10 protein-coding genes are annotated in these 13,133 nt (G+C 39.2%); 2 read left to right on the forward strand and 8 right to left on the reverse strand.

The features are described 5' to 3' along the window. Positions 1-536 precede the first annotated feature (536 nt). Together IQ228_RS09935 and IQ228_RS09940 are read left to right on the forward strand one after the other, a co-directional pair. Positions 537-2,123 carry a helix-turn-helix domain-containing protein gene (locus IQ228_RS09935; RefSeq protein WP_027401868.1) on the forward strand — a complete coding sequence of 529 codons (1,587 nt, stop codon included), beginning with the start codon at positions 537-539 and terminating at the stop codon, positions 2,121-2,123. A 361-nt stretch (positions 2,124-2,484) separates the two neighbouring features. Next, positions 2,485-3,213 (forward strand): hypothetical protein, encoded by a 729-nt coding sequence (locus IQ228_RS09940; RefSeq protein WP_027401869.1) that lies wholly within the window; start codon positions 2,485-2,487, stop codon positions 3,211-3,213. A gap of 63 nt (positions 3,214-3,276) precedes the next feature. Here IQ228_RS09940 and IQ228_RS09945 read toward each other — a convergent pair whose 3' ends face one another. The 8 genes from IQ228_RS09945 to IQ228_RS09980 all read right to left on the reverse strand — a co-directional run bounded on the left by IQ228_RS09945 (position 3,277) and on the right by IQ228_RS09980 (position 13,011). Then, the gene (locus IQ228_RS09945) at positions 3,277-4,410 is read right to left on the reverse strand and encodes a substrate-binding domain-containing protein (RefSeq protein ID WP_370566867.1); all 1,134 of its coding nucleotides are present in this window, start codon (positions 4,408-4,410) and stop codon (positions 3,277-3,279) included. A 138-nt stretch (positions 4,411-4,548) separates the two neighbouring features. Beyond that, the gene (locus IQ228_RS09950) at positions 4,549-7,890 is read right to left on the reverse strand and encodes a tubulin-like doman-containing protein (protein ID WP_228043790.1); all 3,342 of its coding nucleotides are present in this window, start codon (positions 7,888-7,890) and stop codon (positions 4,549-4,551) included. 319 nt (positions 7,891-8,209) lie between these two features. After that, positions 8,210-9,517, reverse strand: coding sequence for an ABC transporter substrate-binding protein (locus IQ228_RS09955; protein ID WP_193962775.1), 1,308 nt, complete (start codon positions 9,515-9,517; stop codon positions 8,210-8,212). Between the two features lie 99 nt (positions 9,518-9,616). Then, the gene (locus tag IQ228_RS09960; RefSeq protein ID WP_027401871.1) at positions 9,617-10,369 is read right to left on the reverse strand and encodes an MBL fold metallo-hydrolase; all 753 of its coding nucleotides are present in this window, start codon (positions 10,367-10,369) and stop codon (positions 9,617-9,619) included. 182 nt (positions 10,370-10,551) lie between these two features. Next, a complete protein-coding gene (locus IQ228_RS09965; RefSeq protein ID WP_168637208.1) occupies positions 10,552-10,695 on the reverse strand; it encodes a type II toxin-antitoxin system HicA family toxin in 144 nt (47 codons plus the stop codon). 2 nt (positions 10,696-10,697) lie between these two features. Continuing rightward, positions 10,698-10,916 (reverse strand): type II toxin-antitoxin system HicB family antitoxin, encoded by a 219-nt coding sequence (locus tag IQ228_RS09970; RefSeq protein WP_027401872.1) that lies wholly within the window; start codon positions 10,914-10,916, stop codon positions 10,698-10,700. Between the two features lie 72 nt (positions 10,917-10,988). Beyond that, positions 10,989-11,759, reverse strand: a complete 771-nt coding sequence (locus IQ228_RS09975) for a circadian clock KaiB family protein (protein WP_027401873.1) — start codon at positions 11,757-11,759, stop codon at positions 10,989-10,991. Positions 11,760-11,793: 34 nt separating this feature from the next. Further along, positions 11,794-13,011, reverse strand: a complete 1,218-nt coding sequence (locus tag IQ228_RS09980) for a type IV pilus twitching motility protein PilT (RefSeq protein WP_027401874.1) — start codon at positions 13,009-13,011, stop codon at positions 11,794-11,796. Positions 13,012-13,133: the final 122 nt, after the last annotated feature.

The raw sequence follows: 13,133 nt of genomic DNA on the forward strand, positions 1-13,133 counted from the left end.
GATAAAAATATTCTACTAACAGTATTAGTAAATACAAACTTAAAAAAATCATTTCCTCTATTTTTGAACTATTTTCTTCACATCCTAAATCACGTAGGTTGGGTTGACAAAGGAAACCCAACATTTTCGCCACCTTGCTGAGTTTTGTCCCATTACTCCGTAACGCTGACGCGAACAATCCAACCTACAGCTATAAGATGTTATTCAAAAACATTTAACATATTTTATATAGCCCAAAATAAACATTATGACAGTAAATATCCAGGTAAATATTAAGAAATTCTGCCAAGCTCATACTGAACAATCTTATTGAAATCTTTATGAAAATTATAGTTAATGAAGAAGCAATGAAGCCCAACTTTGCAAAATATAAATAGCTACAAAATCTGGCTTCATTCACCCTATGAGTAATTAATCAGGCGAGAAACATATCTTCTCGTTATAGAGGTAATTTGGTAGCGAGTTATGAATCAAAAGGACACATTAAGGGGAGACTTGAGCCAAACATCTCAACGATTAAAGTAGGAAGACGGACCATGCCGCATATAATTCCTAACCACAGTTGCGTGGGATGTGACAACTGCCGACCCCTATGTCCTACGGGTGCAATTAAAATCAAAGATGATGAATATTGGGTTGATCCTGCCCTTTGTAATAATTGTGATGGCTATTATTCACAACCACAATGTGTAATTGCCTGTCCCACAAATGCGCCTATTCCTGTACACGCCAAAAAAGGAAGATGTAAAATTGAACCACGAGATGTTACCAGTCCCGATTTATTTTCTAATGGTAAGAATAACCCCTTCGCTTCAGCCATAGTTATCTGGGAAGCTTGTAATTTACTAGCACAACGAACATCTTTACAATGGGAAAAAGATGAGGAAGGTAACTTACATTACAGTCGCTCAGTTAATCAAGGACGAGGGACAATTTCCTTTCATCTTCAAGACCTATTTCCAGTTAACAACCGTGCTAATAATTCACAAGCAATTGATTATTTAGACATCCGGGCTGCTTGTATTCATCTTATTTTCGCCGCTCAAATTACAGCATTAGATCAACCTTGGGAAGAAGAATTTACCATTGATGAACGACAAATTGAACAGTATTTGGGCTTAGAAAAACGTAAAGACCTCAGCAAAAGTGCCAAACTGGGTTTAATTAAAAATATCGTCTCTCAGACTTGTTCTCTCATGGTTTCTATTGACTGGCCACAACAAGGTAGAGTTCCCAGTTTTTCCATTAAAGATAGTTATTTATGGAATTTGACAGATACCCAACATCATTTTCAAGAAGATGATCAAGGTTGTAAATATTTAGTGGGACTGACATTTACAATTAAAGCTGGGATTTGGACTAAACATTTCTTCAACAGACAAGGATGCAAAGAACGAACCACATTTTATCAATATGGTAGTCTTCCCAAAACTCTACTCACCACAGTTATGAGTCTGTGGCAACAACACGAAGGTGCTGTTAGACTTATGCTTTGGTTATTATTTAAAACAAAAATGGGGAGAGAACAACGCATCACTATTCCTACCTTGCTGCGCGTTGCTTATGGTGAGGAAAAAGTGACCCAAGCTTCCAGACACAGGGAAGAACGGAAACGCCTACTTAAAGCCTATGAAAATGATTTAGAAGTTCTCAATCATTATGGACTTAAGCCATTATTTGATCCTGTTACCTATCCCCCGGAAATTCAGCCCCTGTGGGCAAAATTAGTAGATATACCGGAAGATCCAGAGGAAGCGTTAGAATTTTGGATTAATGATGGTAGTGGTGAAAATCGCCTCACAGATAGCGGACCACGTGGTAAATGGAATTTACTTCTGAACGCACGCATTTTATCTTTTGAACTCCCGACCGATTGGGAAAATCGTTCAGAATCAGATAAAAAACAACGTCGCTCCACTAAAGTAAAAAGCAATCATCAACAAACAGGTAATTTGCTAGGGGAAGAGGTTATGGAAGGACGAAAAAAAATGAACCTCTCCCAGAGGGAACTAGCCAAGTTGATGGAAAAAAGCCAAAGCTGGATTCGTGATGTGGAAAAAGGGCGCTTAAAAGCTAAACTAGACGATCAAATGCTCTTGAGACAATTGCTAGATATTTCATAAGGTACAGCAGGAGTCAGGAGGAAAATTCTCTTGGCTTTTGATGTAAATTTTTTACGCAGCTTAGTTAATTATACTCAAAACGGCTAGAAGCTGGACTTTTTTATCATACAAAGAACAAGTTCAAAGCCTCTCCAGTATTAAATATTATTCCTTTTCCCTCTCCTCTTAGGAGAGGGTTAGGGAGAGGTGCAAAGGAGAGGTTTACCAGAGGGGTTTCATATTTGGTTAAACTATGAACCGTTTGCAGTATAAACAAAATCAAGATCCGAATTTTGATTTTTGGTGTTAGATGGTGAGTATATACTAGTAACTTGAGATGATATCTAGATAGGTATCAATCTTAATTTATTTAGGAGTGAACATGAGTAATATTATTTTTCGTAAAACTTGTTTAGCCTTACCAAGTCTTGCAGCTTTGGTAGTTTTAGGTAGCGGACTTTCCGTAAATGCTCAGACAGTCGAACCAGGAACAATTGTTCTTCCCACCAACCAAACATCAATATCCACCGTTGCTACAGAAGAAATAGCCAGTCGGACAATCACACCCGTACCAGGAACAGTAGAAACTTCATCAGTTATGCTCAATTCTGGTTCTACACAAGCTACCGAAAAAACAGAACCATCCAATCAAATAGCACAAAGTCCGATTGGCATAGGTAGAGCCACTCGTGGTGGTAGTAGCTATATTGGTGTTGGTCTCAACGTTGGTGCATCCGGTAGCTTTTCAGCTTTGAGTGATGGTAATTTCACTGTTATCAGTAAAATTGGTCTGACCAAAACCTTATCAGTTAGACCATCAGTAATATTAGGAACAGATACAACATTTCTTACTCCTATTACTTACGACTTTGCTTTTAAATCACCAGATCCATTTACAGAACCTTTACCCATAGCTCCTTATATTGGACTAGGTGCGGCTATTAAAACAGGTAATCAATCTAACACTGAAGCTGCTTTGCTAGTCACTGGTGGTATAGACGTACCTCTAAATAGCAGATTAACCGCCACAGCCGCCGTCAACGCTGGATTTTTTGATAAAACTGATGTGGGAATTTTATTAGGAGTCGGTTATAACTTTACTGGTTTTTAGAAAATAGAAGTAAGCAGGTGTTTAGGATTGCTAAACATCTGCTGATTACTGAATTCTGCTGTTTTATTGCAAAGGGATAAAGCCTGATTGTTGGATAATTTGTTGTCCTTGGGAAGATAATGCCAGATCAATAAATTGTTTCACGGCGGGACTATTCTGTTTGCGAATTGCTAAATAAACACTCCGACTAATGGGATATTTACCAGATTGAATGGCAGTTTTGTCTACAGGCGATACTTCATTAATTGGTATTATTCTTACTAGCTGCTGATTTTCTAGCTGGGAAACTGTAGCGTAGCTAATCCCATTATTTCCCAGTATGCGGACTATTCCTGTAGTTTCGTCTTGGGGAAAGGTGATAAAATTAGCACTATCCGGGGCAAAGGGTTTTTCTAACAAAACTGTGTCTTGAAAGAAGTCTCTAGTCCCACTACCAGCAGCGCGATTAATAACTTTAATAGAGGCATCTGATCCACCCACTTGTGACCAATTAGTGATTTGACCTTGATAAATTTGTCGTAATTGGTCTAAAGTTAAACTACCTTTAAAGGGATTATTAATACCAACAACAACACCTACTGCATCACGAGCGATCGCTATTACCTGAATCCCCGCTTGTGCTTCTTTCGGTTTCAAAGGTCGAGATGTTGCAGCCATTACCACTACATTCTTCATTAAGGCTTCCAGTCCCTTACCTGAACCTTTGGGAAATCCATTCGGTTGACCATAGGTAGTGGGAATATTAGCATTTATTTGACTATAAGCATTCCGCAGACGCTGGATTAAACCCACCATAGTTGTACTACCATCCATACTTAAAACAGTAGGATTAGGCAATGATGTATCAATATTAGCAGAGTTACTGCTAGTTGGGTTAATAGCCGCAGTATTGGGTTGAGTTTCCTGCGCTGGAGGCTCTTGAGTTGCAGTTGGCTTTGGTATAGGTACTGTTGAAACTGTAGTATTAGAAGCAGTATTAGTCAATCCTGGGGTAGTTTTTCCCGTGAGTTTACCTTTGAAAGCAAAATAACCACCCCCTACAGCTACCAATGCGGTCAAACCTATGAAAACAATGGGAGGAATTGCAGACTTTTTCAATTGGTGTCCGCAAATTTCACATTTCTTTGCACTAACCGCATTCTGATCATGTCCACATTTAGGACACTTGACATTATTAAAGTTATAATCTGTTGTCACAAATACCTCATTTACTAATTACTATTAAGTAGGTGAACACAATAAAACCAAACTGTGTAAAGAAACGTAAAATCGCCCAAACCCTCTTCACTCTTGCCTTTTGCCTTGCCATAACGACAATTTTCCACGCCAACCTACTTATTTAGCTGCTAATTCTGCTTGAATTTTTGATTCAATTTGAGAAATTTGTTCATTCGTTAATCCTAACTCTTCTTGCAGTTCTAATAACTGTACTTGTTCTTCTAAATCTATTTCTCCATCATTTCCCAAAAAAGCTTGATACATTAAGGTATATTCCTCAACTGCATTATTAGAAGCAACTGATGGCATAAATTCAGTAATCATCAAATCAGCAATATCTTGGGAAATATTATATTTCTGGCGAAATTTCTCCACCAACTGTAATTCTGTCGCTGACGGATTACCACTTTTATAACAAGTAGCCACTAGCTTACGAAATTTTTCCAAATTCTCATCATTGATCGGAATGGATTTATTAGATATAGTTGTGGCAGGTACAGTAATTGGGGTATTGGCAGATGAAGTAGCAACCATCAAATTATATTGCTTAATGTAATTTTCAATTGCTGCTTCTGCTTTTTGATAATCGGTGTTATCCTTACCACCTACAAGGGTATTTTCTACTTCCTGTAAACAACTCATCAGCTTTTGATATAATTGCTGTTTTTCAGGTTTAGTTATGGCACTTTCTCCAATTGCTTTTAGCCCATCTGCCAAAATATCTCGAATTTTTCGATTTTGGTCACTGAGGAGATTTTCTTCTACTTTTTGCCAGTTGTCTCCCAAAACTTGCACTTTTTGCAATCCTGTCTGTTTATCTAAGTAGAAAAAGCGAATTTCTTCAAATCCCGTAACTTTATTTTCCTGGACTACAATTAATCCAAATGCCTTTGCTAAAAGCAGATTTTGTTTAATTTGTCCCTCTTCTTGACTGGAGGGCATAATGTCCTGAAATTGGCGATGATCTTGGTGAGTATGTAAAGGGTTTTTATCAGATTGATTCACCGTCCGATAAATGACTCGCATCTTTTCCATCCCTTCAATTAACCGCAGTGGAAAAGCCCCTACCTCTTGGACAAAGAAAATATGATGGGGATCATTTAATGGCCGAATATCTTTATCAGTCAGGGTACTAGATTTGCGAATTATTGGTAAAACGGCATTTACAGCCGCATCAGATGGTTTAGTACCACCTTGAATCCCAATTAATGTTTGTCGTTTTTCTGCCTTATTTTCCCAACCAAGATTTACCTGTTCTTGGCTAAATCGTAAGAAAGATTCGCTCTTTTCAAAAGTAGTTTTAATTTGGGCTTCTTGTTGTTCTACAGTTGGATATTGTTCCAAAAACTTTCTAGCTGTTGATATCTGCAATTGGGATTTATCCACAAACTCATCTACGCTGCGGTTTAACAGCCGACCAAATAAGTCTTTAACCCGTAGTGGATCAAATTTGTAAAGGTCAAATAGGGGAATTCCCATATCATCTAATATATCCTGAGATACTTTCTGATATACCGTTTCTGTTTTGCCTTCTAAAATTTGATTAAATACCAAATCTATATCCTTGGGATTATATAGTAAAATCCCATTAACAGTTAAGGTACTTGTTTCTCCTACATAAGTCTTTTCTCGCTCATTGAGTTGAGTTTGTAAAGTTTCTAGGCTTTGCTCGAAAGCCGTCAAATCAACAATCAAACTATTAACTTCTTCCTTGAGAGCATCTAGTAACAAAACTCCTAAAGAGCGAGATTTAACTTCAACTTTAGCAGTATAAATTGACTTTAATGCTTCCATAGTTCCATTAAAATCTTGCTCAATCACTGCCTTTTTATTTACTGGATTGAATCGTTTTGCATTATTATCTATTTGTTTGAGGAGAACTTGTAAAGCATTAGCAGCAGACTGTTCTTTGGGTAGCCAATTTTTTTGCCGTTCTTGATCAAACTGACTGCGGTAATTATTAAAGACTTCTAACAGCCCTTCTAAAAATTGCCGGACAAATTTGGGACCACGAAATCGGTCTGCAATCATGCTGTAAACAATGTGCCGGATTTCTTGCCTTTTTTGAATTTTCAGGCGATTTAAATTGTCCGACATTTTTTGGAAATAATCACTCCAGCGACGTGGATCACTATCACTATCATTAAAGTGTGGACTATATTTTTCCTGTTCAACTGAAATAAACCGCTGCAAATTTTCAAAGGGAATATTCAAATCATTACGACGTTTACGTAAACTAGCAATCCAGTCAGCCACTTCCTTACCATAGGGTTTCATGCTATCCCCCAAGCTGATACTATCCAGAAGTTGATGCTGACTATCTGACTCAGCTAGATTCAAACTTGGCAAGATTTCTGTTTGAATCAAATCTCGCATTGATCCTGGTGCGGGAGTGGGATTTTGCCACCATCTAACTACTTGTCCTGCTAAACGAGAAGCGCAAGCTTGAACCACTCGTTGAATAGGAAATTGAATACTGGATAAACCAAAAGCAATAAAATTTTGAGGATACCCAAAAGAGTCAGGACTAGCCCACTGTTTACGAATGTTGTCCCGGACAAGTTTTTTGTATTGACTAAATCCAGAACTGAAATCTAAAAATATATTTTGTCCTACCATTTCCAGAACCGAATTGAGACTGGGAAGGGTGACTTTATCATTACTATTACCAACAAGATAGCAGAAGTTGAAAGGTACATCTTGACTATTTTGAGTGGTAATCCGATCCGATGAGTTACTACTATATTGGCATTCAAATCGAGTATCATTGCGAGAATAATGGTTTAGTTCCATTAGAGCAGAATAGGCATTAGCAATAACGCGATCGCCCAACCCGGAAAAAGCCCCTGGAAGCACTAAATAAGCTGATGACTGGGGCATTTCTGAAGGCGGAACCCAATCCCGCAAATTGTAAGCCAAATCTAGCACCATTCCCGATCCAGTGCCACCGGACAGGGAACAGACAATAAAAATATTTATCCCTTTATCAAGTTGTAAACCCCAACGATCTAACATGAATTTTTCATGTCCGAGAATCCGTACTTTGGCATTAGTAAAACTATTTTTGATAGCTTGATAGTTCACCGCAAAGGCAAATTTACCTAAAGCTCGTATTTGCCCCGCACCTGCCAAAATGGAATCAGTACCCTTTAACTGACTGGGAAACCACTCTTCTAGATAATTATAAGCAGATAACTGATTAAGCATAGCTTTAGCGTTTTCTACCTTCGCCCATACTTGTTCAGAGGGGCTAAGACCAATGTTTTGCTTAAGAACAGTTTGCGCCTCAGAGACTTTAGCATTTTGTTCTGTATCTATATGCAAAAACGATACAATTGGTAAAGCATCCAAAGAGCCATAGGCTTCGACAATCATCCGCCGGACTTTAATTAATATTTCCTTACCTGTGCCGCCTAGTCCTATGACTACGGTTGGTGTCATGCCTATATAGTCTGCCATAGTCGAGGAATAATAAGAGACTAATGTAATTTACTTATATCAAGCATACTATACTGCATTTTAATCATGTCGTGTCAATAATACTTATTGGCAAAAAAAGCTGATATTGCAGCTTGATCAAAAATCCCCGACTTCTGATAAGTAGTGAGACAGAATTAATTATACAGTGTCATTGCGTTAGCGCAGCGTGGCGTTAGCCATATATAACGTAGTGAAATGAAGCAATTCCCAGGGTTGTGATTGCTTCCCTTCCCTCACAATGACTGTAAATATTTTTGTCCAATTACTTATAAATCTGACGGGGATTTTTATGAATTAATTACTTAGGACTCACCTTGTCAATTACCTTGATTTTGCCATCATCGCCCACAGTCCAGACATCATAAGTACCAATGACATCACCATTAGCGTCAACATCTACATCACCGCTTGCGCCTTGATAATTAATCTGTTTTCCTGCTTTAAGTAGCTTCAATCCTTCACAAACATCACTAACTGGTGTACCTTGACCAGCGGAGACTTCCCTGATTTTACCAGCAATCCCAGCCCCCGTATTTTCCTTAGCAGCTTGGGCGGCTAATACCAACAATGCCCCAGCGTCCCAAGCTTGAGGTGCGTATTCTCCGGGAGAACCGCCTTTTTTCTCTTGCCAAAGTTTATTAAAGTTTTCCAAACCTGGACCACTAGAACCAGGAACTGTCCCAATAGCCCCCGATAAAATATACTTGCCGTCACTACCTTTGCCAACTTGGTCAGGGAAAGTAGCAGATTTTACGCCGTCCGTGAGTAAAATTTGTACGCCTTTCGTGACACCTTGTTGATAAGCAGCTTTGAGAAATAAACTCCCTGTTTCCGCATATAATACGCCTAAGACCGCATCTGGTTTCCCAGCAAAAGCCGCAGTTGCTTCTGTATCAAATGTTTGGGACTTGGGATCATAGCGCACAGGCTTATCTTTATTAACTACTGTTCCGCCTAATTTTTCAAAAGTATCTACAAATGCTTTTTCAAAACCCACGCCATAGTCATTGTTAATAACTACTGTGGAAACTCTTTTAAAACCTTTCTTCTTAGCAAGTTGAGCTAAAGCTAATGCTTGATAGGTATCAGGGGGAGCAGTTCGCGCCCAAAAACCCTTAAAGTCACCTTTTTTAGCTTTGTCGGTAAATACGGGGCTGGTGCTACCAGGCGAAATCAGCATGACTTTATTGGGTACAGCCACAGAAACCGCCGCAGTGGAAACGCTACTAGCAAAAGAACCGACTACACCAGCTACCTTATCTAAAGTTGCTAATTTGGTCATTCCCGCAGCACCGGCTTTAGGATCTGTTTGGTCGTCTACTTGTACTAAAGTGACTTTTTCACCGTTAACACCTCCACAAGCGTTAACTGTGTCTACTAATAAGGGAACTGAACCAACCATTTGTTGTCCAATGGAAGCTAAGTCACCTGTTGTGGGTAATAAACTACCAATTTTCAATCCTTTAGTATCACTGGTTGTAGTGGTAGCGGTTGGGGAAGTGGTACTACTTCCAGTTGGGGGATTGGGATTTTCGCAAGCGGCTAACAAGAAACCACTGGCTAGGGTAGCTATACTCAAGGCTAGGGAAATATGAATTTTTGTCATAGTTAATCACACAGATATTCAGAAAACTTGATGTAGATATATTTACATCAAGCCTTTAAATCGCAGATTATAACATCCTCAAACTATCATTGGTTTCAATTAAACCATAACTTTTTCACCGGGTTTAGGGGCAATTACCTGGGTTGTTAAATGGTTTTTCTCTAGCAATGTGCGAAATTCTGCCACAGTTCCCTTTTCTTGCAGGAATTTTACTAATATTCCTGCAAACAAAATATCCCCTCCGGCTGCGGTAGGGAGGATAAATTGAGGTTTTACGGATTTTGCTACTTCTAGGGCGCTATTCATTCCTTTAATAATCGGACCGAGTAAGGGTAAGCTCAAATCAATGATTGGAGTGATTACTACGTCAATGGGCGCTATTTCTTTGAGTTGAGGGGAATGATAGCCATGAGGTTCATAATACAGTGTGGAATTATTTACTAAATCTTTAAGCAGATAGCCGTTTTCTAATAGGGTGGGTCCAATGGGAGAACCAGGAAAAGCTTTGATTTCTACTTGCTGATTTAAGGTAAAGGTTTCGCCATGATTGAGGCTAATTATTTGTTGATAACCCAGTTGTTTGACAACTTTGGCAGCATTGGGGGAAGCGACAACTGGGATATTTTTGTTAAGCTGCTTTAGGGTGGGTGGGTGTGCATGATCTTCTAAACCTTGAGAAAGCAAAATTAAATTTATATTATCTGGTATTGACCGATCCTGAGAACGAGAACCTTTAAATAACCAATCTAAATTATTAAAGGTTAAATCACCAATTAACCAAGGGTCAATTAGTATCCGCTGTTCACCAATTTCAATTAACCAACTATTACTATCTAACCAAGTAAGGTTCATAATCACAGAAATTCCTTATTTTTAATATTAAAGATCAAACTTCGTAAATAACGATTACTAGTAGTCTGTCAAATAAATTTTGACGGATAAAGAAGAAATGAACCACGTTCGCGGAGCGTGCCGTAGGCATTAGGACGCAAAGAGCGCGAAGGAAGAAGGAAGAGGAAAAATTTATTTACCCGTCAATTAGTTCTTGACAGACTACTAGGTCGCGCTATCTCTATTCCTATGGCTTTAGTATAAATAGAATGATTGCCACCTTCCCGCAATAAATAAAATCCATTTTCTTCCAAATACTTAATTAAATCTTTTCGTTTTACTGACATAATCAAACTTCTACAGGAATTTGTTCCAGTAAAGAGTTTTCTGTGGGAATTTCTTTATTTTGTTGATGATAGGCAAGAATCATTTCTTTGAGTGCATCTTGTAACATAGTTCTGCACATTTCTAGTGTTTCTCCCTCAGTAATGACTTCTTGCCATTCAATCAATTGTCCCATATATCCACTATTTATTTTGGTATATTTTGCGGTGTATGTAGTTAGCATAAGACATTAATCAAGAGTATTCTATAAATTATAACTTTTTTTTGAGTTTATACATTCTTTGTCACTGGTTGTCTATTGTCCTGCTAACATTTGTAATAATTTATCCATGTTATCTAAATTACCAACCATCCGCCGAATTGGATGGGGCCAAACCTTAACTAAAGTAGGAGTAGCAGAAACTTGATCTATTTCTGCCTGTTCTGGATTTGTGAGGACATCAATAACTTTGAGAGTATAAGGATATCCTAGCGATCGCTCTAAGGATTCGTGCAAGTTCTGTAAAATTTTTTCTGTAGTCGCACTATGACCAGCCACAAACAAGCGCAAAACAAAGCCTGGAGGTCCTTGAATATTTTGTAGCACAGGTTGTCTATTGACAACTGGTGGCTGGTATTGCGAGGGAGAATCAGCCAAATCTAACCGCACAATTAAATCATGATCTTGCCAAAGCTGAGGAAATGTCGACCGATAAGTTGATAATACCAAGCGATCGCACAAACCATCCTGCCAAGGTGCTGATTGCCACACCAAATCCCCCGTCCCAAAAATCGCATTCAACACAGCCTGATGCCTAATCACCGCCGGATAAGCTTCGGCAAAAATTTGCACTTGTTGAGTCCGAGGATTTAACCAGTGATCAATAGTTGCAGTATAGCAAGGAACTAAAAAATGTGGCGGCTCCGGTAAATCAAGAATTTCTTGCAAAGCCGCACATAAATTTAAATGCCATCGTCCTTGCTTATTAGGGTCAATACAATACATTAAATCCCCCCCAGGCGTAAACAAGGCAATACCCTTGAACAACTGGGGTTTAGAAAGTTTGTTTACATTCAACTTAGTCATTAGTCATTGGTCATTGGTCATTACCCATTACCAATTAAACACGACCTCGGAGGAATTGAGCCATTTCGTTAGGAGTTGGCGACATTTCTAGTGCCGTTTCCTCGGTAATCCGACCTTCTTGGTAAAGATCGAGCAATGACTGATTCATTGTCACCATGCCATCAAAACCAGCTTGTTTCATTAACTCCGCAATCTCATCATACTTGCCATCCTTCACCCATTCCTTAACAGCCTCAGTATTAATGAGAATATCGTGGAAAGCCGCCCGTTTACCATCTGTAGTTCGGCACAAGCCTTGAGCAATCACCGCTACTAAAGATTCCGCAACCGCTATCCGCATAGCTTCCTGTTCTTCACCCGAATATAAATTGAGAATCCGTTCAATAGTTTTTACCGCACTATTTGTGTGCAGAGTTCCCATCACCAAGTGACCTGTTTGTGCAGCCTTTAGTGCCGTATTCACCGTTTCCTTATCCCGCATTTCCCCCACCAGAATTAAATCTGGATCTTCCCGCAAAGCTGCTTTCAAAGCATTATCAAACTTGCGAGTGTGCATTCCCACCTCCCGCTGTTTAACCAAAGATTTACGGCTTTGGTGGACAAATTCCACCGGGTCCTCAATCGTAATAATATGTTTAGCCATCTCCCGATTGATATAATCAACCATCGCTGCCATTGTCGTAGACTTACCCGAACCAGTAGGACCTGTCACCAAAACTAAACCCTTGTGATGATGACAAATATCTCTAAACACTGGTGGTAGGCGCAACTGCTCCATAGATAGAATTTTGAGAGGAATTAACCGCAGTACCATTGCATAACCACGCAGCGAATCAAACACATTAATCCGCACACGGGCAAAATCGTACTGAGTCGCCCCATCAAATTCTAAATGTTCTTGAAACCTTTGAATTTCAGAATCAGAGAGAATCTCCCGCAACCAACGCATAAAAGTCAGTTTATCAACTTCGGGATAACTTGTTGTCAGAATTTCCCCTCGGCTGCGGAAGCGGGGAATTTCACCCACTCCCAAGTGAATATCAGAGTAACCCTCATCAAAGGCTTCCTGAACAAGCTGCGCTAAGGTACGTCCTACAGGTTCATTCGTTAACCCATTAGAATTGGAAAATATTGGTGGTGGTGTAGTAATTATTGGTGGCGCTGGTGCGTTCATTTCTAAATTTGCCACCGGAGGCTGTACTTTTGCTTTTGGTAAAGGTGGCGGCATTCTAAATGTTTGTGATTCTGTCATATATCTTCACTTTTGTTAATTAGTAATTGGTTGCTCGTCAGTTGTCAGTTGTCAGTTGTCAGTTGTCAGTTGTCAGTAGAAAATATTTTCCCCCTGCTCCCTGCCCCCCTGTCTCTTATACA

The organism is Dolichospermum sp. LEGE 00246, assembly GCF_015207865.1.
Lineage (GTDB): Bacteria > Cyanobacteriota > Cyanobacteriia > Cyanobacteriales > Nostocaceae > Dolichospermum > Dolichospermum heterosporum.